General features: G+C 65.2%; 20 protein-coding genes and 3 tRNA genes. 4 read left to right on the forward strand and 19 right to left on the reverse strand.

The annotated features are described in order from the left end of the window. Window positions 1-3 precede the first annotated feature (3 nt). The 12 genes from KPL74_07490 to KPL74_07545 form a co-directional block, all read right to left on the reverse strand. The gene (locus tag KPL74_07490; GenBank protein QWT21841.1) at window positions 4-2,130 is read right to left on the reverse strand and encodes a hypothetical protein; all 2,127 of its coding nucleotides are present in this window, start codon (window positions 2,128-2,130) and stop codon (window positions 4-6) included. 145 nt (window positions 2,131-2,275) lie between these two features. Beyond that, complete coding sequence (gene recO, locus KPL74_07495) at window positions 2,276-2,968, reverse strand: DNA repair protein RecO (GenBank protein ID QWT21842.1); 693 nt, start codon at window positions 2,966-2,968, stop codon at window positions 2,276-2,278. A 21-nt stretch (window positions 2,969-2,989) separates the two neighbouring features. After that, the gene (gene era / locus KPL74_07500) at window positions 2,990-3,922 is read right to left on the reverse strand and encodes a GTPase Era (protein ID QWT21843.1); all 933 of its coding nucleotides are present in this window, start codon (window positions 3,920-3,922) and stop codon (window positions 2,990-2,992) included. Further along, a complete protein-coding gene (gene rnc, locus KPL74_07505; GenBank protein ID QWT21844.1) occupies window positions 3,919-4,572 on the reverse strand; it encodes a ribonuclease III in 654 nt (217 codons plus the stop codon). The genes era and rnc overlap by 4 nt, the downstream gene beginning before the upstream one ends. 9 nt (window positions 4,573-4,581) lie before the next feature. Next, window positions 4,582-4,959, reverse strand: coding sequence for a DUF4845 domain-containing protein (locus KPL74_07510; protein ID QWT21845.1), 378 nt, complete (start codon window positions 4,957-4,959; stop codon window positions 4,582-4,584). Between the two features lie 140 nt (window positions 4,960-5,099). Next, window positions 5,100-6,011: a signal peptidase I gene (gene lepB, locus KPL74_07515; GenBank protein ID QWT21846.1), complete on the reverse strand. Its 912-nt coding sequence runs from the start codon at window positions 6,009-6,011 to the stop codon at window positions 5,100-5,102. 101 nt (window positions 6,012-6,112) lie between these two features. Beyond that, window positions 6,113-7,903, reverse strand: a complete 1,791-nt coding sequence (gene lepA / locus KPL74_07520; GenBank protein ID QWT21847.1) for a translation elongation factor 4 — start codon at window positions 7,901-7,903, stop codon at window positions 6,113-6,115. Window positions 7,904-8,800: 897 nt separating this feature from the next. Further along, window positions 8,801-10,213, reverse strand: coding sequence for a Do family serine endopeptidase (locus tag KPL74_07525; protein ID QWT21848.1), 1,413 nt, complete (start codon window positions 10,211-10,213; stop codon window positions 8,801-8,803). Between the two features lie 115 nt (window positions 10,214-10,328). After that, a complete protein-coding gene (locus tag KPL74_07530; GenBank protein QWT21849.1) occupies window positions 10,329-10,985 on the reverse strand; it encodes a sigma-E factor negative regulatory protein in 657 nt (218 codons plus the stop codon). Beyond that, window positions 10,982-11,578: an RNA polymerase sigma factor RpoE gene (gene rpoE, locus KPL74_07535; GenBank protein QWT21850.1), complete on the reverse strand. Its 597-nt coding sequence runs from the start codon at window positions 11,576-11,578 to the stop codon at window positions 10,982-10,984. The genes KPL74_07530 and rpoE overlap by 4 nt, the downstream gene beginning before the upstream one ends. Window positions 11,579-11,730: 152 nt before the next feature. Continuing rightward, window positions 11,731-14,265, reverse strand: a complete 2,535-nt coding sequence (locus KPL74_07540) for a bifunctional diguanylate cyclase/phosphodiesterase (GenBank protein ID QWT21851.1) — start codon at window positions 14,263-14,265, stop codon at window positions 11,731-11,733. 5 nt (window positions 14,266-14,270) lie between these two features. Further along, complete coding sequence (locus KPL74_07545) at window positions 14,271-14,753, reverse strand: hypothetical protein (GenBank protein QWT21852.1); 483 nt, start codon at window positions 14,751-14,753, stop codon at window positions 14,271-14,273. A 194-nt stretch (window positions 14,754-14,947) separates the two neighbouring features. On the opposite strand from KPL74_07545, the gene KPL74_07550 reads away from it, so the two are divergent. Continuing rightward, the gene (locus KPL74_07550; GenBank protein ID QWT21853.1) at window positions 14,948-17,005 is read left to right on the forward strand and encodes an enoyl-CoA hydratase/isomerase family protein; all 2,058 of its coding nucleotides are present in this window, start codon (window positions 14,948-14,950) and stop codon (window positions 17,003-17,005) included. A gap of 108 nt (window positions 17,006-17,113) precedes the next feature. Here KPL74_07550 and KPL74_07555 read toward each other — a convergent pair whose 3' ends face one another. The 5 genes from KPL74_07555 to KPL74_07575 all read right to left on the reverse strand — a co-directional run bounded on the left by KPL74_07555 (window position 17,114) and on the right by KPL74_07575 (window position 22,135). After that, a complete protein-coding gene (locus tag KPL74_07555) occupies window positions 17,114-17,716 on the reverse strand; it encodes a DUF2058 family protein (GenBank protein ID QWT21854.1) in 603 nt (200 codons plus the stop codon). 21 nt (window positions 17,717-17,737) lie between these two features. Next, window positions 17,738-17,950, reverse strand: coding sequence for a SlyX family protein (locus KPL74_07560; protein ID QWT21855.1), 213 nt, complete (start codon window positions 17,948-17,950; stop codon window positions 17,738-17,740). Continuing rightward, window positions 17,943-19,292, reverse strand: a complete 1,350-nt coding sequence (locus KPL74_07565) for a UDP-glucose/GDP-mannose dehydrogenase family protein (GenBank protein ID QWT21856.1) — start codon at window positions 19,290-19,292, stop codon at window positions 17,943-17,945. The genes KPL74_07560 and KPL74_07565 overlap by 8 nt, the downstream gene beginning before the upstream one ends. Before the next feature lie 132 nt (window positions 19,293-19,424). Continuing rightward, window positions 19,425-20,213: an FKBP-type peptidyl-prolyl cis-trans isomerase gene (locus KPL74_07570; GenBank protein ID QWT21857.1), complete on the reverse strand. Its 789-nt coding sequence runs from the start codon at window positions 20,211-20,213 to the stop codon at window positions 19,425-19,427. Window positions 20,214-20,374: 161 nt separating this feature from the next. Continuing rightward, window positions 20,375-22,135 carry a cation:proton antiporter gene (locus tag KPL74_07575; protein QWT21858.1) on the reverse strand — a complete coding sequence of 587 codons (1,761 nt, stop codon included), beginning with the start codon at window positions 22,133-22,135 and terminating at the stop codon, window positions 20,375-20,377. Between the two features lie 249 nt (window positions 22,136-22,384). Here KPL74_07575 and KPL74_07580 point away from each other — a divergent pair. The 3 genes from KPL74_07580 (at window position 22,385) to KPL74_07590 (ending at window position 22,692) form a co-directional block, all read left to right on the forward strand. Next, a tRNA-Ala gene (locus KPL74_07580) sits at window positions 22,385-22,460 on the forward strand. Between the two features lie 11 nt (window positions 22,461-22,471). After that, window positions 22,472-22,547 (forward strand) — tRNA-Glu (locus tag KPL74_07585). Window positions 22,548-22,615: 68 nt separating this feature from the next. Further along, window positions 22,616-22,692: transfer RNA gene (locus KPL74_07590), tRNA-Asp, on the forward strand. A 203-nt stretch (window positions 22,693-22,895) separates the two neighbouring features. Here the strand turns inward: KPL74_07590 and KPL74_07595 are convergent. Together KPL74_07595 and KPL74_07600 are read right to left on the reverse strand one after the other, a co-directional pair. Beyond that, window positions 22,896-23,369: a DUF1249 domain-containing protein gene (locus tag KPL74_07595; GenBank protein QWT21859.1), complete on the reverse strand. Its 474-nt coding sequence runs from the start codon at window positions 23,367-23,369 to the stop codon at window positions 22,896-22,898. Between the two features lie 32 nt (window positions 23,370-23,401). Beyond that, window positions 23,402-24,217 carry a kinase/pyrophosphorylase gene (locus KPL74_07600; GenBank protein ID QWT21860.1) on the reverse strand — a complete coding sequence of 272 codons (816 nt, stop codon included), beginning with the start codon at window positions 24,215-24,217 and terminating at the stop codon, window positions 23,402-23,404. Window positions 24,218-24,390 lie beyond the last annotated feature (173 nt).

Genomic DNA, 24,390 nt, shown 5'->3' on the forward strand with positions numbered 1-24,390 from the left:
CGTTTACACAAACTCGAAGTCTTCCCGAGTGCCTGCTTTGAACTGCAACGTCAGGTTGTGCTCCGTACCGTAACCGTCGAGCAACGTTACCGCCATGCGATCACGCGGTAGTTTCTCATTACCCGCCATGGGCACGCCGACACGGCCACATAGCACAAGCACACTACTGTAAAGCTGCGGACGATCCAGCTGTTTCGGCACACTCATCAGGGCCGCTACACCCGCGTCACAGTGGATATCCCTGGAATCTGGCTGCGCATACGCCAGGGCGCAAGGGTTGGTGTCACCCGGCATCAACGTTTGCCAGTGCACAACGCCTGCCGGGTTGCATGACAACCTCTTGATCGACGGCCCGAAGCCCGTGCGGGGCTGGATGGTCATTACACCAGCCCTGTTGTAAACCGCCTCGTCGATGTCTTCCGCCGTATGTGGCAGCTCGTACCAGCCGATGTCGATTTCGCTACCGCTGTATCGAAGTGGAATCTCCTGCGTGATATCGATGCCCAGACGCACGTCATAGCTCGGGTCGGGACGTGCCGCCTCGCCCGGCGGGGTCACATGGCCCGTACTGGCATAAATCGTGCCGTTCCGGCCCTGTATGCTGAAGGCAAGGCGCAAGGGGATCCCGTGAGCCGCGGCATCGACCGAGATAAAGAAGTACCGCGTGTCCGACGCGATGGACTCCGACGCAGTGAAAGAACCGGGATACCTGGCGTAACCTGCGTCGTGGTGCTGCGCCGCCCAGCCTACGTCGCCTCCTGTCCATGCCGTATCGGTGAAAGGCACCGGCTCCCTTGAGTCATGGTCGAGGAAGCGTAACGATGCCCATTCTTCTTCGGTCAATGAGGTGTCGACACCGCCGAGCCTGGCTTCGACAGTGATGCCAACCCTGACCTGTTGCCGACCATTCGCGTAAAGGCGAGTCTGTTGTAGCTGGATACCGAGGCTGTCGACCGAAAAGACATCGCTACTGATCGCCGCTACACTGGAGTGAGAGTCGATCGCAAGGTAGTTGAAACCATTGCCACCGATCAGGAACAGGCGAATCTTGTGATCATTGCCAAACTCGTCTCGCAAGAGCAAATCGGCGGATCGTCTGGACGGCAGACGCGCCACGTTACGGTCGTATATCTGCAAGTGTTCGTCGCTGAGAACCATGCCGATGACGAGGGCCGAGGTGTCGTGTGTATTGCTGACCGCATACTCGTCCATGAGCTCCGGTATGCTCCATCGAAAAGCGTGACTGGCACCGGCAAGGAGGCAGCCAAGCGAATCGGAGTATCCAACTATCTTGCTTCGCGGCTGATACACATAAGTGATGCACCATTCCGCACCGCTCGGCGCCTTGCCCTCATCGTTCCAGAGACTGAACTTTGCAAGTCCCCCATCGGACATCGAAACCCAGTGAAATACGGTCTTCTCATACGTTAGAGTGATTAGTTGCTCATACGATCGCAGGCTATTGTTGGAACCTTTGACGCGCGTATCCAGTAACCTGTGCCGATCATCGGACCATTTTCGGCCGTAGTAGGCGATGTCAGGCTGATTGAACTTCGTGCCGATGATATTCACGGACGAGTTGAACTTCCCGAATCCGTCGCCGCGATCGCTACCTTCCTCGATGCCTGGTAGATCCCAATTGGTGGACGCGATTACGCTACCGTTCTCGTCGATGAACGCGACGGCGACACGCAGCGATTCGGCGACTTCCGTCATCACCCAGAAATCGAAAACCTGCGTTCCCGTTGCTCGCACGCCAACATCCTTCACGCGCCTTTCGTCCGCCTCGCCCGCCGCCATCGGGGCAGCAAACGTCATTACCAGGTTCTCGTTCCACACGTACGGCGACGGTATCTTCCAGACCTTCCAGGCGGTGTACTTTCCTGAGCCCAGAAGATTGCCACCGGAGTATGAGATCAGTTTAAAGCTATTGAAAATCTCGGCCGGGGTGAGCTCGCGAGGCATGCCGTTCTCGACCGCCAGAAACTCCACCCTGATCTTGCACGCCTGGCGCCCATTACTGAATATGTAGAACTTGGGCCGCACATATTCCGAGCCTTCGCGAAAAATGCGGAGGAAATTGAAGCTCACGCCACTCAACGGCGTTGCCAGCGTCGTGTCACGTTGCATCCCGATACTCCCTTCCTTGCGAGATACGCTCAACTTACGCCGCCACATGAGGCAGCGCGCGGCTGGCCGAACGCTGAGGAATAAATTCGCCATGCTTTCCCGGCACCGGATCTTCAAGTGCCCGAAAGCGATGGAAATCGGTCCTCTACCGCAGCACTCGCCAGGCTTTCAACTCGCTGCCACCCAGGTGAAACGTGATCACCTGCCGCATCATTCGCCGCAAAGCGGACAGACCGGCTGCGTCGGGGGGCACGTCGTTCGCCAGCGCGAGAAGGTCCGACCCACGCAACGCACGCGGATCACCCGGCCGCCCCGGCAACGCACCGGACTCCGGATCGTAGAAATACGTAGCGCCGGGGTCCAGCGGCTCGCCATCCAGCGCATCCACGTCCACCTGCAGCGCATAGCCCAGCGCATCGAGCATGTCGCGCTCGAATCGCCGCAGCGTCCACGCCAGCGGCTCGCCCGCGGCCATGCGCCTGAGCGTCCGTTCGTAGTGGTCGAAGAGTTCGGGATTGGGGTCCTGGCGGCCGGTGAGGCGGACGACCAGTTCGTTCAGGTAGAGCCCGGCCAGGCCGGCGTCGCCGGTGAGGCGCAACGGCGTGCCGATGGGCTCCGCGGATCGCAGCGTCGCCAGTTCACCCTTGAGGATGAGATCGAGGGCAAGGGCCTGGAAGGGTTCGAGCTGCGCTCGTTGCGAGCGCGCCCGCTCGTTGCGTACCCCGCGGGCGACCACGCCGAGGCGGCCGTGGTCACGGCTGAGGCATTCCACCAGCAGCGAGGTCTCGCGGTAGGGCCGCGCATGCAGGACGAAGGCATGTTGCTGTTCGACGCGCATGCGCTGGCGCCCCCGGACGGCTTATTCGTAACCGAAACGCTTGAGCAGGTTCTCGTCGTCGGCCCAGCCTTCGCGCACCTTCACCCACAGCTTCAGGAAGACCTTCCGCTCGAACAGGGTTTCCATGGCGCGGCGCGCCGAGGTGCCGATCGCCTTGAGCTGCGCACCACCGTTGCCGATCACGATGGCCTTCTGGCCGTCGCGCTCGACCCAGATCACCGCATGCACTTCGGCCATGCCGTCCGGGCGATCGTGGAAGCCTTCGATCTCCACGGTGGTGGCGTACGGCAGTTCCTGGTCGAGGCGAAGCATCAGCTGCTCACGGACCATTTCCGCGGCGAGGAAGCGTTCGCTGCGGTCGGTGATCTCGTCTTCGCCGTAGACCGCCGGCTGCTGCGGCAGGCGCGTCATGATGCCCTTCTCGAGCCCTTCCAGGCCCTTGGACTTCAGCGCGCTGACGTAATAGACCTCGTCGAACGGATGCTTCTGCATCAGGTCGGCGACGAACGGCAACATGGCCGTCTTGTCCTTCTGCAGGTCGACCTTGTTGATCGCAAGCAGCTTGGGCATGCCTTCCTGCTCGGCGAGCGCCTGGTACATGGCGGCGTCTTCGTCGGTCCAGCGACCGGCTTCGATCACCTGCACGCCGAGGTCGACCTCGGTGACGGCGGCACGCGCGGCACGGTTGAGGCTGCGGTTCATGGCGCGCTTGGCACCCCGATGCAGGCCCGGCGTGTCGACGTAGAGGATCTGCCCTTCCGGCTTGGTCGCGATGCCGAGGATGCGGTGGCGGGTCGTCTGCGGGCGATGGCTGACGATGCTCAGGCGCACGCCGATCATGGCGTTCAGCAGCGTGGACTTGCCCACGTTGGGCCGACCGACCAGGGCGACGTAGCCACAGCGGAAGTCGTCGTTGACGGGGGACTCGGTGGTTTCGGTATCGATATCATTCATGGCTTGGTTTCCAGCAGCCGGCGGAGCACCGCCTCGGCGGCATCCTGTTCGGCGGCGCGCCGGCTGCCTCCGCGCCCTTCGGTGCGGATGGCTTCCGGTTGTTCGATGGCACAGCACACGTCGAAGACCTTGGCATGGTCCTCCCCGTAGCTGTCGGTAAGTTCATAGGTGGGCAGCGGCAAGCCCCTGCCCTGCAACCATTCCTGCAGGCGCGTCTTGGCGTCCTTGCTGGAGCGTTTCAGTTCTCCCACGCGTGGCGTGAAGAGCCTGCGCACGACCTGGCGACAGGCATCGTAGCCGTCGTCGAGGTAGACGGCGGCCACCATGGCTTCGAAAGCATCGGCCAGGATGGAATCGCGGCGAAAACCGCCGCTTTTCAGTTCACCCGGGCCGAGTTTGAGGCGATCGCCGAGGTCGAGGTCGCGCGCGACGACGGCGAGCGCCTGGCCGTTGACCAGCTGCGAGCGCAGGCGCGAAAGCTCGCCTTCGCTCGCATACGGATGCACCTCGAACAGCAGCTCGGCGACCATGACGCCCAACAGGGCGTCGCCAAGGAATTCCATCCGTTCGTTGTTCGGCTTCCCGGCGCTGCGGTGGGTCAGTGCCAGGGTCGCGAGCGCAGGATCACGAAAACGGTGCGGGAATTCCACGGAACCTCATTACCCAGCGGCGACGCTGCGGAGCGGCACCGACTTCTCGAAATGAAGCAGGAAGTCGATGTTGTAAAGAAACGGGATGCGCTTGTCGTAGGCGACGCGCATCTCGCTAGCGTTGTTCGTGCGGACGATTGTTACGTCCTTCGGCTTGATCGTGGAGTCGTCCACGTACTGGAAGCTCATCTTGAAGGCGAGCTGGCGGCGAACCTGCTCGACATCGTCATTGCCGCCCTCGGTCGACATCTGGTTCATGGCTTTCACCACGCCAAAGTACTCGATGTACGACGGCACCAGCTTCATCGCCATGTAGGCGAAGAAGCCCAGCACGAGGAGAAGAATGGCGAAACCGATGAGCGTGATGCCCGACTGCCTGGATTTCATGTTCTTGGCCCTGCCGCGCGAGGCGGCTCCCCTGTTTGATTCGGTAATTACCCACGGGGCACACACGTGCCCCGCAGCGGAGATTACCTTGTCCGGCGCAGGGTGCAACGCCCGGTGCCGTGACGGGGGCCACCGTTCGGTCAATGGATGACCTTGCCCATGCGCGAGAAGTCGAACAGACCGCTGACGCCGTTATCGAAGCCGCGCCAGGCCAGCCAGACGAAGAAGGCCTTGCCTACGAGGTTTTCCTCCGGCATGCAACCCCACCAGCGGCTGTCGGTGCTGTTCATGCGGTTGTCGCCCATCACGATGTAGCAGCCCTTGGGCACTTCGGAGGGTACCGCCGCGTTGGGGATGTCCATAGGCACGTTATAGGCCGGGGTCAGCGCGATGGTATGGGTGATGCTGCCCAGGTGCTCGGTGTACAGCTTCGAGCCGTAGCTCATCAGCAGGTGGTCTTCCATCTGCTTGTCGTCGCCCTTGTACGGGCCCAGCTCGTCCATCGGCACGCGCTCGCCGTTGATGAACAGCTCGCTGCCGCGGGTCTCGATCCGGTCGCCGGGGACGCCGATCACGCGCTTGATCCAGTTTTCGCTGGGCACCGGGGTGTCCGGGTTCTGGCAGGTGATGTCGCCGCTGCGGACGATATGGCCATTGCCATCCGGGCAGCGGTAGCCCGGGAAGCGGAAGACCACGACGTCGCCGGCACGCGGCTCGCCGTTTTCGACCAGCTTGTTGTTGAAGGCCGGCATGCGCAGGCCGTAGGAGAACTTGTTGACCAGGATGAAGTCGCCTACGTCCAGGGTCGGCATCATCGAGCCGGAGGGGATCCGGAACGGCTCGGCCACGAACGAGCGCAGGATTAGCACCACGAGGATGACCGGGAACAGCGAGCGGGCCCAGTCGACCGGCCACGGCTCGGGGATCTCGCTGCCCTGGGCTTCGGCGCGGGCACGGCGGCCCTTGGCCAGGAAAAGGCGGTCAACCAGCCAGATGACGCCAAAAAGGACCGTCAGCCCAAGCAGGAACGCCGAGAAATCGATTGCCGCCATGCCATCTCCGTTAGTCGTGTGAAAGGGCCCGGGGCCCCATTCCGGCGCATCCGGCGCCGGGTTTCCATGGGTAAAACGTCATGCTGCCGCGGGAGGGCGGCTTATTTGTCGACCTTCAGCACGGCCAGGAAGGCTTCCTGCGGGATTTCCACGGAGCCAACCTGCTTCATGCGCTTCTTGCCTTCTTTCTGCTTCTCAAGCAGCTTCTTCTTGCGCGAGATGTCGCCGCCGTAGCACTTGGCCAGGACGTTCTTGCGCAGGGCCTTCACCGTTGAACGGGCGATGACCGCGGCGCCGATGGCCGCCTGGATCGCCACGTCGAACTGCTGGCGCGGAATCAGGTCCTTCATCCGCTCGACCAGTTCGCGGCCGCGACGATCCGCATGCGAACGGTGCACGATCAGGCTCAGCGCATCGACGCGATCGCCGTTGATCAGGATGTCGACGCGGACGAACGGGCCGGCATCGAAACGATCGAGGTGGTAGTCCATGGACGCATAGCCACGGGACACCGACTTCAGGCGATCGAAGAAATCCAGGACGACTTCCGCCAGCGGTAGTTCGTAGGTGATCTGCACCTGGGTGGCCAGGTACTGGATGGACCGCTGCACGCCGCGCTTTTCTTCGCACAGCTTGATCACGTTGCCGACGTACTCGGCCGGCGTGAGGATGTTCGCGACGATGATCGGCTCGCGGATTTCCAGGATCTGCTGCGGCGGGGGCAGCTTGGCCGGGTTATCCATGTCCAGCACGGTGCCGTCGGTCTTGGCCACTTCGTACACCACCGTCGGTGCCGTCGTGATCAGGTCGAGGTCATATTCGCGCTCGAGGCGCTCCTGCACGATTTCCATGTGCAGCATGCCGAGAAAGCCGCAACGGAAACCGAAGCCCATGGCCTCGGAGCTTTCCGGCTCGAAGAACATCGCCGCGTCGTTGAGGCGCAGCTTGTCGAGGGCCTCGCGCAGGGCCGGGTAATCGTCCGCCGAGACCGGGAACAAGCCGGCGAACACGCGCGGCTGCATGGTCTGGAAGCCCGGCAGGGGCGCGTCGGCGGGCTTGCCGGCATGGGTCAGGGTGTCGCCGACCGGCGCGCCATGCACGTCCTTGATCGAGGCGTTGATCCAGCCCACTTCCCCGGCGGCGAGCTTCTCGAGTTTCTTCCGCTTCGGGGTGAACACGCCGACGTCGTCGACCAGGTGGGTACGGCCGGTGGACATGACCAGGATCTTGTCGCCCGGCTTGATCTCGCCCTGCATCACGCGCACCAGCGAGACCACGCCCAGGTAATTGTCGAACCACGAGTCGATGATCAGCGCCTGCAGCTTGTCGGTGTTGCCGGGCTTGGGCGCGGGGATACGGTGGATGATCGCCTCGAGCACTTCAACGACGTTCTGGCCGGTCTTGGCGCTGACCGGGATCGCGTCGGAGGCGTCCAGGCCGATCACGGCCTCGATTTCGGCCTTGGCCTTGTCGATGTCGGCGGTCGGCAGGTCGATCTTGTTGAGCACCGGGATGACTTCCAGGCCCTGCTCGATCGCCGTGTAGCAGTTGGCGACCGACTGCGCCTCGACGCCCTGTGCCGCGTCCACCACCAGCAGCGCGCCCTCGCAGGCGGACAGCGAGCGGCTGACTTCGTAGCTGAAGTCGACGTGGCCGGGGGTGTCGATGAAGTTGAGCTGGTAGGTCTTGCCGTCGCGTGCCGTGTACGGCAGCGAGACGGACTGGGCCTTGATGGTGATGCCGCGCTCGCGCTCGATCGGGTTGTTGTCGAGGACCTGCGCTTCCATTTCGCGCTCGGACAGGCCGCCGCACAGCTGGATGATGCGGTCGGCCAGCGTCGACTTGCCGTGGTCGATGTGGGCAATGATGGAGAAGTTGCGAATAAGTTCCATGGAGCGCCGTGTTCACGTTCACCATCGCTCGCGGCGCGAACGACGCGCACCAGCCGCCTTGGCCGGTGCGAATCAGGTATTATCGCATGCCCCGCCCCGTAGGAGCGCGCCTGCGCGCGATTGGGCCCCCTCAGTCCCCAATTTCCCCGCAGCGCTCGGACGTGGTCGCAGGACCAGCCCTCGGCGCCCACCCTCGCTGCTCAGACAGGTCCTCCGCGCTCGACAGGGTTGGCCGCAGCCGCGGCCCATGTATTTGATTGCCCTACGGGCGCTCGCTTGTGCGGAACTCGCCTCGAGGGTGGGCGCCGAGGGCTGTTCTTGCAGTACGCGCGCGACATGCAGGAAACCGGCTTGGGGCCTGGCCCGACGCTGCTTGTCGTTGTAGGAGCGCGCCTGCGCGCGATTGGTCGACAGGGCCGGGATGATGGAACCTGATTCACCGATTCATGCGAACGCCGTCGAATCGCATCAGAATGGCGATCCTGGGCTCTGAAATCTGATGCCTTTAGGCAACCTCATTCGCGCGCAGGCGCGCTCCTACAACGGCGGCCGTCCGACCCAGCGTGCGGGAACGTCGAGGAAGAGCCCTCGGTGCCTACCCTCGAGGCGAGTTCGTGGCGGCGAGGGGGCCGGGCGGAAGAAGCCCGAAGGGGGCCGGCCACGATGGCCGGCCGTTCTTGTTGAGGCAGGATGCCGAATCAAGAACCTCCGCCCGGCACCCGGTGCGCGGCCGTAGGCCAATAAGAAAACGGGCTGCGGAGCAGCCCCTCCCTGTCGCACGCCAGAACGCTGTCTGAGCAGCGAGGGTAGGCGCCGAGGGCTCTTCCTGCGAGCACGCCCGAGCGCCGCGCTGCGGGCTGGTACTGCGACCAGGCCCGAGCGCCGCGCGGAACTGACTCAGGGCACGGTGACCCCGACGAAGCGGGTGGTGTCGTCGCGGCGGACCAGGAGCATGGCGGTGTCGCCGGACTTGATGCCTTTCACCGCGTCGCGGAAGGTCGCGGTGCTGCCGGTGCGCTTCTGGTTCACCATCAGGATCACGTCGCCCGGCTGCAGGCCAGCCGCCAGGGCCGCCTGGCCCGTCACCTTGCCGACGACCACGCCCTCACCCGCCTTCAGGCCAAGGTCCGAACGGGTCTGCGCGTCCAGGTCCTCGACCGCGAGGCCCAGCGCCGACGCGGAGCCGCCGGGTGCCGCAGCGCCCGTGGCGTCGGCCAGGCCCTTCTTGTCGCGGGGCAATTCACCCACTTTCACGTCCACCGCCTGCTTCTTGCCATCGCGGAGGATGTCGACCTTCGCCATCGAGCCCGGCCGGGTCATGCCGACCAGCGGCGGCAGGTCGACCGACTGGGTGATCGGCGCGCCGTTGAAGCCGAGGATCACGTCGCCCTGCTTCAGCCCGGCCTTGTCCGCACCGCTGCCCGGCGTCACCTGGGCCACCAGGGCGCCATTGGCATCCGGCAGGTTGAGGTTTTTCACAAACTGGTCGACCGGCTGCACGGTGACACCGAGCATGCCGCGCGACACATAGCCCTTCTCCTTGATCTGCTGGACCACGTTCATGGCCACGTCGATCGGGATGGAGAACGAAAGGCCCTGGTAGCCACCCGACGTGGAATAAATCTGCGAGTTCACGCCGATCACCTGGCCCTGCAGGTTGAAGAGCGGGCCGCCGGAGTTGCCGCGATTGATCGGCACGTCGGTCTGGATGAACGAGGTATACGGCTGGTCGCCGCTGCCGAGGTTACGACCGACGGCACTGATGATGCCGTGGGTCACGGTCGCGTCCAGGCCGAACGGCGAGCCGATGGCCAGCGCCCACTGGCCGCGCTTCACCGAGCGCGAATCGCCGATGGTGACCGTCGGCAGCGCACTGGCGTCGACCTTGAGCAAGGCGATGTCGTACTGCGGATCCTTGCCGACGACCTTGGCGGTGAAGCTGCGGCGGTCCTGCAGGCGCACCTTGACCTCGTCGGCATCGTCCACGACGTGGTCGTTGGTCAGGATGTAACCGTCGGCGGAGATGACGAACCCCGAGCCTAGCGAGGTCTGTTCGCGCGGCTGGGAAGGCATGCCCGGCATGCCGAAGAAGCGGCGCAGCAGGTCTTCCTGGTCGTCCTGCGGTGCGTCGGCGCCGCGTCCAGCCCCTTTTCGCGCCGGGCCACCCGAAGACTTCGCTTCGACGTGGACGACCGCAGGTGCGTTCTTCTCGACGATGCCAGTGAAGTCGGGCAACGCCTGCGCTTGCGCGCCGAGGCTTGCTACGACCAGTCCGCTACCAAGCAGTGCGCGTGCTTGCCAGGATGCCATGGGTACTTCCTCCGTTTCGTTGCATGGCCGCCCGTGCGGCCGGACGCCGCGCGAGCTATCTAAAGGGGGGAGAGAAGGCGCGCCGCGGGACGGGCGGCGCGCCTCGGGTGACGCGTCAGCGGGCCTGGGCGGCCGGCGCTGCCTGGGCACGCACGTAGCGCGAGCCGTCGGGACGGGTCAGGAGCAGGTCGTAACCATGGTTGCTGTCCTGCGAGCCAGCACGCTGGATCTGGTAAGGCGTCGAGCGCGGCAGGTAAGCCGTGGCGGCATCGTCGGACGAACTGTCGAACGCGGCCTTCTGGGTGAACTGCGAAGCGACATTACCGCTCAGCCACTGCGGCGCGACGGGCGCGGCGGCCGGTTCCGCTGCCACGTCGGCCACGACGTCGCCGCTGGGTGCGGTGGCGTGCTGGGCTACGTCCGGCGCGGCTCCGTGGTTACCCGCTGGCTGCGACACCATCAATGCGGCCATGGCCACGCTGGCCGCGATGGCGCCACCGGCCGACCAGTGCAGCCAGCGGCGGCGCGGCGCGGCGGCGGTACCCGTCACGCTGGCTTCCGCGTCGATCGCGGCCATCACCCGGCTGGCAAAGCCCGCGGACGCCAGCGGAGCCACTTCGCCACGGACGCCGTCCGCTCCCACGTGATAGCGCGACCACGCCTGCGCCAACGCCGGATCGGCATCGAGGCGACGCAGCAGGAAACGGATTTCCTCCCGTGACAGCTCTCCATCCATGCCGGCAGAGAGAATTTCCCGATTGGCTTCACTCATGGGTTCTGGTCCTCGCGGTCGGACAACAACGGCCGCAATTTTTGATCAATGGCCTCGCGGGCCCTGAAAATACGCGATCGGACGGTCCCAATGGGGCAGTCCATGATGGCGGCGATCTCTTCGTAGCTCTTGCCGTCCACCTCGCGCAGGGTAATCGCGGCCCGAAGTTCTTCAGGCAAGGCTTGGACAGTAGAAAACACCGTTTGTTCCACCTGTTCCCGCATCATTTCACGTTCGGGCGTGGCGCTTTCATGCATCCGGGTCGCCCCGGGCACGTAAACGGCGTCCTCGACGTCGATATCGCCGGTCGGCGGGCGCCGGCCCATGGCCACCAGGTGGTTCTTGGCGGTGTTGACGGCGATCTTGTAAAGCCATGTATAGAAAGCACTTTCGCCGCGGAACGAGCCGAGGGCCCGCCAGGCGCGCACGAACGCCTCCTGGGCGATGTCTTCGCATTCCGTCCAGTCATGGACGTAGCGCGAGATCAGCGCAACGACCTTGTGCTGGTATTTGCGGACAAGCAAGTCGAAGGCGCGCCGGTCTCCCTGCTGAACGCGTTCGACAAGTGCTTGATCCAGTTCGTTTTCGCCCATCCGGGCCGTCTCCTTAACTCATTACGGGCCAGTCGCGGGCGCAGCTGAGACATGTGACGCGCCCACAAGTTCACCGGGCAGCGCCAAATCCTCATGAAAAACAGAGGATAGGCCAAGCAAGCTCAACCCGGCCTGTCTATCCGGCACGGCGCCTAGGCCAGCGCGGGGGCCTGGCCTTCCGTGACCAGCCGCTCGCGCTCGGCCAGCAGCTTGTCGAAGGTCACCGTGGGCAGCGGACGGCAGAACAGATAGCCCTGCAACTCGTCGCAGCCATTTGCGCGGAGGAACTGCAGGTGCTGCTCCACTTCCACGCCCTCGGCCACCACGCCACGCTTGAGCCGGTGGGCCATGTCGATGGTGGCGCGGACGATCGCTTCGTCGTCGGGGTCCACGCCAATGTTGCGGACGAAGCTCTGGTCGATCTTGATCCTGTCCGCCGGCAGCCGCCGCAGGTAATCGAGCGAGGCTGCGCCGGTGCCAAAGTCGTCGATGGCAATTCGGCAGCCCATGGCGTGCAACGCGTCCAGGGTCTCGACCAGGTGCGGCACCGTCTTTACGCTGATGCTCTCGGTGACTTCAAGCTCCAGCAACGACGCCTCCAGCCCGGTGTCACGCAACGCCGCCGCCACCGTGCCGGCAAAATCAGGCTGCATCAGCTGCACGGCCGAAAGGTTCACGCCCAGCCGCAGGCCCATGCCGAAGCGTTCCTGCCAGATCGCCGCCTGCGCGCACGCGGTCCGCAGCACCCACTCGCCAATCGGCACGATCAGCCCGCTCGCCTCCGCCAGCGGGATGAAGAACGCCGGGCTGATCATGCCCAGTTCGGGATGCTCCCAGCGCACCAGCGCCTCCATCCCGACGATGTCTTCGCTGATTGCGTCGACCTGGGGCTGGTAGAACACGCGCAGCTCGCCATTGCGTTCCGCGTGGCGCAGGCGCGCCTTCAGCTCGCCCTGCTGTTGCTGGGCGGTGTCGACGTTGGCGGCGTACACCTGGTAATTGTTGCGGCCGAGGCTCTTGGCGCCGTACATCGCTTCGTCGGCGTGGCGCAGCAACAGCTCGCCATCCACCGCATCGTCGGGGAAGAAGGCGATGCCGACCGACACCGTGACCTGCAGGTCGGTGCCGTCGTCGAGGGCTACGGGGACCTCCATCGCCTGGACGATCTTTTCGGCGATGCGCAGTACGTCTTCGCGCTTGATGATGTGGCGCAGGACGAGGGTGAATTCATCGCCAGCGTAGCGGGCAACGGTGTCGGAGCCGCGCACGCTGGCGCGCAGCCGCCGTGCCGCCGCCGAGAGCACCTGGTCGCCCACGGCGTGCCCCAGCGTTTCGTTGATGCCCTTGAAGCGGTCGAGGTCGACCAGCAGCACGGCGAACAGTTCGCCGGTGCGCCCCGCCTCGCGGATCGTCGTCTCCAGCCGGTCGTGGAACAGCAGGCGATTCGGCAACCCGGTCAGCGAATCGACCAGCCCACGCTCGCGGCCCTGGTCGCGAGCGCGGCGCAGTTCGAGCGCTGCGCTGAAGCGCGTGGAGGCGGCACGCAGCGCCAGTTCGAAGACACGGCCGTCACCTGCCGCGCGACGGCGGCCGGCCAGCATGGCGCCGATCGGGTTGCGCCGCTCGTCCAGCAAGGGCAGGAACACGAAGGCCGTCAGGCCGAGCGCTTCCACCAGCGGATCGGCGAGGGCTTCACCGTGGCCGTCGCCGAGCCGCACGAGGGCTTCGCCACCCAGGCATAACTTCAACAGCGGAAGGTTGGACGGATCGGCCCAGTCGACGTGGCCGGGGCCGTTCCAGATGCGCGCGACCACCACGGGGGTCGCATCGCTTTCAGGCAACGCCGACCAGATGCCGACCACGTCGAGGTCGAGCGCATCGGCCAGCATCGCCGCCGTTTCGCCCAGGCCCTCGTCGTCGCTTGGGCAGGCATCGAGCACCGACAACAGCGAAAGCGCCCGCGCCGCGGTATCGGCGGCACGCATGTCGCGAAACGCCACCGCGAGGCGGTGGCCGGAGGCATCCACGAGGTGACGTACATCCACCTCGCCGGGAATCTCGACCCCGTCGGCGCGATGCATCACGCAGGCCAGCCCGTTGCCGTCGGGAACAGGCCAGGCGGCGCCATCGAGCATGTGGAAGACATCGCGGAGCAGGCGGCCGTGGATCGGCGTGTCCTCGGCGCACAGGCGCAGCATGCCCGCGCCGGCGTCGACGATGCAGCCGTCGGCCGCGTGGGCGACGACCCATGCGGCGCCGGCGTCGAAGGCGAATCGATAGTCGGGCGTCGCATCGACCTGCTGCGGCGACGTCTCGACGGCCACCACGCTGCGCACGCGCTGCGCCAGTTCCGCGGCGATCGCGCTCTCGCGCAGCCAGCCTGCGCCGTCGTCGGGCGCGACGGCCAGCGGGCCGTCAGGCACCAGGTACACGATCGGAAGACCGCGATAGGCGCTGAAACTACGCAGGATCTCAAGGCCCGTGCGCACGTCCTCGGTGCCTTCGCCGCCGACCACGGCCACCTGGAGAGGGGGCGCATCGGCGAGCAAGGCGTCGAGCTGCAGTGCATCGCGGGCGCTCAGCAGGACGAAGTCGCCGTCGGCGTCGAGGGCATCGAACACCGCGCGGCGCATCTCTCGCCGTGGGGTGAAAATCAGGACGCCGGTGGATTCGGGAACGGACATCATCGGCGTCAGACCACCCACCGGCCGTCGCGCAGGCGCGGCGCGGCCGATCGCGCGCTGCGATTCGCGTCCACGCGGATGATGTCGTCGTCGAACGTAGCCAGCAGGCTGGCGCTGGCATCCAGCAGGACGACGCGCCTGACGTGCCCGGTCTGGGCCCTTGCAAGTTGCCGTAAAAGTGCACCGTCGGTCGCGCTGGGCACGCCGGATGGCATGTCCAGCAGGTACACGCCGAAGTGCAGGCTTTGCAGGATGTATCGCAAGGCATCGCCCAGCCGGGTACAGCCCGGTACGCGCATCTGCGCGTCGCGCAGGCTCACGAGGCCTTCGCCCGAACGCCACAGGTAAACCGCCTGGCCGGTGCGCCGTGCCACGAGCCGGAACTGGTCGACGAGGGGCTGGAGCTCGTCCGCCTTCAGCGCCACCAGGGGGCCGGAGGCCGAGAGGATGCGGTCGAAGACATCCGTTCCTGCGAGGGGATCCACTGGCATGGGTGATCTGGCGGCTGAACAGGGAGCCAGTATCGTGCCAACGCGGGTCGGGGCGCCAGATGGGCCGCAACACGCTCGCCGACTGCGTGACCGGCGTCACGAAGGCCGTCGAGGGCCACCGTACGCTGGGGTATCTCGCATTCGGACCGGTGGGAAGGTATGGTGATGCGCTCATTCGCCACAGCACTATCGCCATGTTCGAAGGACTCCGATTCAAGCACTGGAAGACCAGCGAAGGCGACGACGGCATCGTCGTCCTCACGCTCGACCGCGAGGGCGCCAGCGCCAACTCGCTGGCGCGCGAGGTGCTGGACGAACTGGGCACGCTGGTGGAACGCCTCGCCATCGAGGGGCCCAAGGGCGTGGTCATCCACTCGACCAAGCCGTCCGGCTTCGCCGTGGGCGCCGACATCCGCGAGTTCGTCGAATACGCGCACACGGGCACGGTGCTCGAGAACATCGAGAACGGCCAGCGCGTCTTCGAGAACCTGGCACGGCTGCCCTTCCCCACCGTCGCGGCCATCCACGGCGCGTGCATGGGTGGTGGCACCGAGCTCGCGCTCGCCTGCCGCTATCGCATCGCCGCCGATGACGACGCAACGAAGATCGGCCTTCCCGAAGTGATGCTCGGCATCCATCCCGGCTGGGGCGGCAGCGCACGCCTGCCGCGCCTCATCGGTGCACCGGACGCCCTGCCCGCCATGCTGACCGGCAAGCCGTTCAACGCACGCCGCGCGAAAGCGGTCGGCCTGGTCGATCGCCTCGCCCGTCCCGACGAGCTGCTCGCCGAAGCGCGCCAGCTGGCCAGGCGGCCATCGGCGCGCCCGTTCGCGCTGCGTGCCAAGGCCTGGGCGACCAACACCCTGCCGGCCCGCCTGATCCTTGCCCCGATGGTGCGCAAACAGACAGCCGCCAAGGTCCGCAAGGAACACTATCCGGCGCCGTTCGCGCTGATCGACGTCTGGGCCCAGGGCGGCGGCAACATCCAGCAGCGGCTGAAGCTGGAAGCCCGCTCCGTCGCGAAGCTCGCCAACACGCCCACCGCGCGCAACCTGATCCGCATCTTCTTCCTGCAGGAACGGCTGAAAGGCCTGGGCGGCGGCGTGGACCACGGCATCAAACACGTTCACGTCGTTGGCGCCGGCACCATGGGTGGCGACATCGCCGCGTGGTCGGCCCTGAAGGGTTTCGAGGTCACGTTGCAGGATCGCGAACTGCGCTTCGTCGAACCGGCGATCAAACGCGCACGCGCCATGTTTGAGAAGAAACTTAAGGCTGCCGCCAAGGTCGACGCGGCGACGGCGCGCCTGCGTGCCGACGTCGAAGGCAAGGGCGTGGCCGATGCCGACCTTGCCATCGAAGCCATCTTCGAGAATCCCGAAGCGAAGCACGCGCTCTACGCCACCATCGAGCCGCAGTTCCGCGCCGACGAGATCCTCGCCAGCAACACGTCGTCGATCCCGCTCGATGAATTGCGCCAGGGGCTCGCCGCGCCGCAACGATTCCTCGGCCTGCACTTCTTCAACCCGGTGGCGCAGATGCCGCTGGTGGAAGTGGTCAAGCACGACCAGCTCGACCCGGCGATCGAAAAGCGCGCACTGGCCTTCTGCAAGGCCATCGGCAAGCTGCCGGTGCCGGTGAAGGGCACTCCGGGCTTCCTCGTCAATCGCATCCTCATGCCCTACCTGATGGAAGCGATGCGGCTCTACAACGAAGGCGTGCCGGGCCCGGTGCTCGACCGGGAAGCGAAGAAGTTCGGCATGCCGATGGGCCCGATCGAACTGGCCGACACCGTTGGCCTGGACGTCTGCGCATCGGTCGGCAAGGAGCTTGCCCCGTTCCTCGGCCTCGAAGTGCCGGCGGGCCTCGAGGAGAAGCTCGCGGCGAACAAGCGCGGCAAGAAGGACGGCGAAGGCCTGTACGTCTGGAAGGACGGCAAGCCGGACAAGCCCGAGGTCGATCCCGACTACGTGGCACCCGGCGACCTGCAGGACCGGATGATCCTGCCGATGGTCAACGAAGCCGTGGCCTGCCTGGCCGAGGGCGTCGTCGACGATGCCGACCTGCTCGATGCCGGCGTGATCTTCGGCACCGGCTTCGCCCCGTTCCGCGGCGGCCCGATCCAGTATGTCCGTACGGAAGGCGTCGCCGCCGTCCGCGAACGCCTGGCAAAGCTGGAGCAGAAACACGGCGCCCGCTTCGGGAAGAAAGAAGGCTGGGACAACCCCGAGCTGGCCACGCCGCCGGCCTGACTTGCGACGCAACCTGTGTAGGAGCGCGCCTGCGCGCGAAGGTCGCGCACCGGTCGGGCACCGGTCGCGCGCAGGCGCGCTCCTACAAGACGGCCATTCGCTGGGCGCTTACCAGACGAGGTCGTCAGGCACGCCGTCGTCGGCTTCGGACGTCGGCGCATGGGGATCGACCATCAGCGCGATGAATTCCGGGCCGATATCGGCCAGCGCATCGATCACCGCCTTGTCGACCACGAGGTAGCGGCCGCCCTGCTGTACGACGCCGAGCGTGCCGGCGTTGATCGCGGCGAGCTGGGTGGCATCGACGTGCACGCGGCGGATCTTGTCGCCATACGGGAAGTGACGCACCAGGTCGGCGTCGGCCAGGTTCAGCGCCTTGCCTTTCAACAGCTCTTCGATCTTGCGCTTCTTTTCCTTGCGCAGGCGGGCGACTTCCGCCGCCTCGGCCTCGGCCTTGCGGCGTTCGCCCGCTTCGGTCTGCGCGCGGATGGCGTAGGCCTTGGCCAGGTCCATCTCGCCATCCTTGCGCGGCGGGCGCTGGGCTGACGCGCCCTTGCCACCCTGCGGGCGCCCATTGCCCTTGCCAGGCTTGCCGCCACCCTGCGGGCGCTGTCCACCCTGCCTCGGCGGCGGCGCGGATTTACGGGCCTCTTCGCGGATCTCCTTGACGAGGCCGCTCTTCAACAACTGGTCGCGCAGCGAATCTGCCATGTTCGGTAAGGCTCTTTCGAATCAGTAGTGCGGCGGCGGGGGTTCGCTGGCGGTTTCGCCGCCGATCCCCGCACGCATGGTGGCCAGGTCCGAGCGCATCTCGCGCAGGGCCCGCTCCAGGATATCCAGGCGGCGCGCGATATCCGCGTCCGCCGAAGACAGGCCATTCACGGTGTCGTCGATGAAGGAAAGACGCACCTCCAGCTCCGTCACGCGATCGTCGATCTCACCCATGGTGCTTACCCGCCAGGCTGCGGCCACGGCCGATGCCGTAGTACGCAATGCCAGCCTCTTCGACGGCCGCCGGATCGTACAGGTTGCGGCCATCGATGATCACAGGCGTGCCGAGCATCGACTTCACGCGGGCGAAGTCCGGGCTGCGGAAGGCCTTCCACTCGGTCACGATGACCAGTGCGTCGGCGCCTTCCAGGGCTTCGTACGGCCGGCCGACGAGCACGAGGTCGTCGCGTTCGCCATAGATGCGCCGCGTCTCGTCGGCTGCCTCCGGGTCGAACGCGCGCACCGAAGCGCCCGCCTCCCAGAGTTGCTCGATCAGGCGACGGCTGGACGCCTCGCGCATGTCATCGGTGTTGGGCTTGAACGCGAGGCCCCACACCGCGATGGTGCGGCCTTGCAGCGCGCCGTCGAAATGCTTCGACAGCAGGGCGAACGGGCGCGACTTCTGTGCGTCGTTCACCGCCTCGACCGAGTTCAGCAGCCTCGCGTCGTAGCCGACCGAATGCGCGGTGCGTGCGAGTGCCTGCACGTCCTTCGGGAAGCACGAGCCACCGTAGCCCGCACCGGGGTAGATGAAGTGGTAGCCGATGCGCGGATCGGCGCCGATGCCCTGGCGCACGAGTTCGACGTCCGCGCCGACATGCTCGGCGATGTTGGCGATTTCGTTCATGAAGCTGATCTTCGTCGCCAGCATCGCATTGGCGGCGTACTTGGTCAGCTCGGCGGAACGCTCGTCCATCACCACCATGCGGTCGTGGTTGCGGTTGAACGCCGCGTAGAGCTTGCGCAACACGCCGATGGCGCGCTGGCTGGACGCTCCGACGATGATCCGGTCGGGGCGCATGCAATCTTCGACCGCGTCGCCTTCCTTGAGGAATTCGGGATTGGAGACGACATCGAAGGGAATGTCGGCGCCACGCGCTTGCAGTCGCTCGGCGATGGCCGCGCGTACGCGGTCGGCGGTGCCCACCGGCACGGTCGATTTGTTCACCACCACGGTGTAGCGATCAATGTTGTCGCCGATGGTACGGGCGACCGCCAGCACGTACTGCAGGTCGGCGCTGCCATCTTCGTCCGGCGGCGTGCCGACCGCGATGAAGACCAGCTCACCATGGGCGATCGCGGGCGGCGCATCGATGGTGAACTCAAGCCGGCCTTCCGCGTGGTTACGCAGCACCATGGGTTCCAGGCCCGGCTCATAGATCGGGATGTGGCCCTGCTTCAGGCGCTCGACCTTCCCGGCGTCCACGTCGACGCACACCACGTGGTTGCCCATCTCGGCGAGGCAGGTCCCGGTGACGAGGCCAACATAGCCGGTACCGAAGATCGTGACTTTCATGGAGGTCCTTGGAGCATGCCGACGGGTTCGCCGTAACCGCCGATTGTAATCGCCCGCCCGGTGGGGCGAAACCCAATAAAAAAGGGCGCGGAGTGATCCGCGCCCTTCGGGTGTCGCTTTGGAGCCTAAGGCTTACTTGCCGCCCTGCGGGGCGCCACCAGCCTGCGGACCCGGACCCTGGCCAGCCGGGGTCGGACCGGTCTTCAGCAGTTCCACGTCGAAGATGATCGTCGCGTTCGGCGGGAAGCCGTTTTCCGGCTTGGCGCCGTAAGCGATGTTCGACGGGATGACAAGCTTGTACTTGCCGCCGGTCTGCATCAGCTGCAGGCCTTCGCGGAAGCCCGGGATGACGGCAGCCAGCGGGATCTGCGCCGGGCCGGCCGGCTGGTGATCGGCCGAGGAGTCGAACTTCTCGCCGTTCACGAAGGTGCCGGTGTAGTTGATGGTGACCGTGTCGTTCGGACCCGGACGCTGGCCGGTACCGGCCTGGACGACCGTGTACTGCAGGCCCGAAGCCGTGGTCTTGACGCCAGCAGCTGCCTTGTTCTTGGCAAGGTAGGCGTCGCCTTCCTTCTTGTTGTCAGCCGCCACCTTGTTGTACTCGGCTTCGGCCTTGACCTTCAGCTGGGCCACGAAGGCTTCGCGGGTCGACTTGGCTTCGGCTTCGGTCATGGTCGGCTTCTGGCCGGACAGGGCAGCCTGAAGGGCCTTGGCGACGGTTGCCGGGTCCACTTCGCGCGCGACGAGCGGCGGAAGCGAGCTGGCAAGGTCCCAACCCACGACATAGCTGGCCTTCTGCTTATCAACCGCACCGGCGGGAGCGGCAGCCGGCTTGGCAGCCTGGGCAGATGCGCCCGCGGCCGCACCCAGCGAAACCGCCAGGGCGACGGCCATCATCGTGGGACGCAAAAAGTGCTTCATTCGTTACTCCCTCTCTTTGGAGAAAATCGGCGAGGCCGCCGTGGTACCTCCGTGCGGAGGCGAAACGCCATTGTGCTGTGGTTCGCGCCCGGCTTGCAATGACGGAGGCAGAGACAAGGTTTCACAGCAAAAGTTCACGAACCTTTCGTCGAGGGGCCGAATTACTCCTCGTGGCCCTGTCCCGGCTTGTCCAGGGTGTCGCGCAACGCGGCCTGCAAGCGGGCGTGGATCTGCACCAGGACGCGCCACAGCAGCCATGTCAGGCCGATTCCGATGAGTATCAGCACCCCTGCGACTTCGCGCGGAGGCAGGATCGTCGAGGCCAGCGCGGCCACCAGCAGGCCGAGGATCAGCATCACCACCACGGGGATGATCCGGGCGAGCACGGCGCGAATCCGGTAGGTGCGGGCGCCGAAACGATCCGGGATGCTCAGCTCGGCAAGCAGCATGCCCAGGGCACCAGCCTTGCGATAAGCGGCCACCACCATGGGCAGGGAGACCAGCGCCGCCGCCGACCACGCGAGGCTTCGGCGCACCACCGGGTTGTCGCTGAAGAGATCCAGGTGCATGAAGCCGCGGCGGTAGGCGAATGCCGCGATGATGAAGACGGCGATCACCAGCGCCATGTTGATCAGGACGTGCCAGACCAGCCTACGGATCATTTTCATGACGATGGCACCCTGCCCTTGCAGGCCCAGGCTGCCCATCCAGTCGGTGTAGGCACCGAACACCCCCGTCACCCGCGCCGGCAGGACGCGGCCCAGCAGGTTCGCCAGCGGATCCGACGAACGGATCAGGTATGGGGTAAGGAAGGTGGTGATCGCCGACACGGCGACGGCCACCGGGTAGAGGAAGTCGCTGGTGACTTTCAGCGTAAGGCCGAGCGACGCGATGACGAACGAGAATTCACCGATCTGCGCGAGGCCCATGCCTACCCGCAGCGAGGTGCGTCCGTCATTGCCCGCGACGAAACTGCCGAAACTGCAGGTCACCACCTTGCCCACCACCACGGCGATGGTCACGATCGTGATCGGCCACGCATAGCTGGCGAGGAGCGCAGGGTCGATCAGCATGCCGATGGCCACGAAGAACACGGCACTGAACATGTCGCGCACCGGCATGATGATCCGCTCGATGCGGGCCACGCTTTCCGATTCGGCGACGATGGCGCCGATCATGAAGGCGCCCAGCGCGACGCTGTAGCCCAGGTCGGTGACCAGCAGGCAGAAGCCGAAGCAGATGCCGAGCACGGCGACCAGCAGCACGTCGTTGCGGCTGACCCGGGCGATGTAGTCGACCACGCGTGGGACCAGCAGCAGGCCCACCACCAGCGACACCGCCATGAACAGGCCCAGCCGGCCCACCGCGGCAAGCGCCTGCCCCGCTTCCAGGCCACCGGTGCTCGCGATACCGGTGAGCAGGGCCATCAGCACGATGGCCAGCAGGTCTTCCACGATGAGGATGCCGAACATCAGTTGCGCGAAACGCTCGCGCTTGAGGTTCAGGTCTTCCAGCGCTTTCATGATGATGGTGGTGGACGAAATCGACAGCATGGCGCCGAGGAACAGCGAATCCATCGCCGTCCAGCCGAAGAAGCGGCCGATCTCGAAGCCGATCCACACCATCAGCACGATCTCGGCGAAGGCCGCGACCAGCGCCGCCCCACCCACCGCGCGCAGCTTCTTCAGGCTGAATTCCAGCCCGAGCGCGAACAGCAGCAGGATCATGCCCAGCTCGGAGAGCGTGCGGATCGTCTCTTCGTCGTGGATGAAGATGTACGGGAAGGTATGCGGACCGATCAGCAGGCCGGCGATGATGTAGCCGAGCACGACCGGCTGGCGCAGGCGCTGGAAAAGCACCGTGGTGAGACCCGCCACGAGCATGACAGTCGCGAGGTCCTGGATGAAAACGATGCCGTGCATGCCTGTCCCTGTGTGTATGAGGGAACAGGTTACCCCGCAGGAAGTCACGAGAACATGTCTGCGATTGGGCACTTCGTGACCACCTGGTTACCGCGTAACCAAAGTGCCTCGGACGCGTATTTCAGGGCGTTTCTCGCAAGTGCATGCCACGTATGGATATTCTGAATCCGTCGAAAATAAATTCAAAAAAAGTGTCATGAACGCTTGACGGAATAGGGGTTCGGCCCTAATCTTTGCGGCTTCCAGCAGGGGGCCATAGCTCAGCTGGGAGAGCGCCTGCATGGCATGCAGGAGGTCGCCGGTTCGATCCCGGCTGGCTCCACCAACTTCTAGTACGTCCCCATCGTCTAGAGGCCTAGGACATCACCCTTTCACGGTGGCGACCGGGGTTCGAATCCCCGTGGGGACGCCACTTTCCGGACAGCCGGATAGTGTAATGGATGTAGAAGTTGGTAGTTGTTGGAAGTTGGAAACTAGTGTGGAGCGGTAGTTCAGTCGGTTAGAATGCTGGCCTGTCACGCCGGAGGTCGCGGGTTCGAGTCCCGTCCGCTCCGCCACTTTTCCAAAGAAGAATCCGCCAGCTGGCGGATTTTTTTTGCCTGGAATTCGTACCCTGCCGCCGCGCCTCATGTAGGAGCCCACCCGTGGGCGACATCTTTTCGCGATATGGCGACAGGGACCGTGGGGTATTCAGAATCCATGGATTTTTTCGCCGACCCATCGCGCGCAGGCGCGCTCCTACAGGGCGGGAACGCCGGGTTCAGGGTTCGGGTGTGTCCTGGCGGACGAGCGTTCCGGTGGAATGGCCCTGCTCGGCCAGGTATTCCAGCCAGCGGGTCAGGAAGCCATTCATGCGCAGGCGGTGCTGGAGCACGGTGTCGGCCGGCGGAAAAGGGCCGAGTACCTGCCACAGCTTGCGCCCCGGATGGCAATGCAGCGCTTCCGCCACATGGGCGTCGGTGTACATCCGCAGCTGCGCCGAGGGCGAAGGCTGTCCCGTGGCTTCGTCCACGAAATCGTAGGTCAGCTCAAGCTCCAGGGTGTACGGATGCTTCTCCTGGATTTCCAGGCGCACGTTGAGGCCGTCGTCGACATCGGACAGATAGCGGCCGGGCGCCAGCCGCTGCGGCGCGAACAGGCGCGCCAGGCGATGGTAATTCTCCGCATAAAGACCCATCAGGAATTCGAAGCGTCCCGGGATGAGCGCAGTTGGGCGTTCGAGGATGGCTGTCATGGGCTGGGGCGGTCTCCGTAAACGTTCTCTTATTAATACATGTGGCGCTCGATGCCGAGATATTCAAAGATCTTGCTCGAGATTTCCTCGATCGAGGTGTGCGTCGTGTTGAGGACCGGGATATTTTCCCGGCGCATCAGGCGGTCCGCCTGCTCCAGCTCCCATCGGCACTGCTTCAGCGTGGCGTAGCGGCTGCCGGGACGGCGCTGCTCGCGGATCTGGGCGAGGCGAACCGGATCGATGGTCAGGCCGAACAGCCTGCTGCGATAAGGGCGCAGGCGCATCGGCAATTCGAGCTTGTCGAGGTCATCGTCCGTGAGGGGGTAATTGGCGGCACAGACGCCGTAATGCAAGGCCATGTAGAGGCAGGTCGGGGTCTTCCCCGAGCGCGACACGCCTACCAGCACCACGTCGGACTGGTTGTAGTCCACGTCCAGCCCGTCGTCGTGGGCCAACGCGTAGTTGGTGGCTTCGATGCGTGCCTCGTAGCGATCCGAGTCGACCAGGCCGTGCGAGCGGTTGACCGCGCCGGATTGCTTGACCCCGAGTTCCTGCTCGAGCGGGTCGATGAAGGGGGCGAACACGTCCAGCATCAGGGCGCCACTGCCGGCCACGATTTCGCAAAGCGCCTTGGAGGTCATCGTGTTGACGACGATCGGCCGCTGCCCATCCTGGGCGTATTTGGTCTTGATCCTCAGCGCCGCCGCCTCGGCCTTCGCCGGGTTGTCGATGAACGGCAGGCGATGGGTGTCGAATTGCACGCCATCGAACTGGGTGAGCATGCTGTTGCCGATGGTTTCGGCGGTGATGCCGGTGGAGTCGGAAATGAAGAAGACGGTGCGCCGCATGGGCCGGTTTCCCAGTGGATAGTCCATGACTCCCACCTTAAGACCAATACGCCGCCATAACCATCCACCCCGCAGAATCACGGGAAAATTTGTGCATTGCCCCTTGTGCACGGGCAATACCACCGCGACAATGCGCCGATTTTTACCAGCGCGGCCCGCCGCCCAACCGATGT

The sequence above is a fragment of the Bacillus sp. NP157 genome (assembly GCA_018889975.1).
Taxonomy (GTDB): Bacteria; Pseudomonadota; Gammaproteobacteria; order Xanthomonadales; family Rhodanobacteraceae; genus Luteibacter.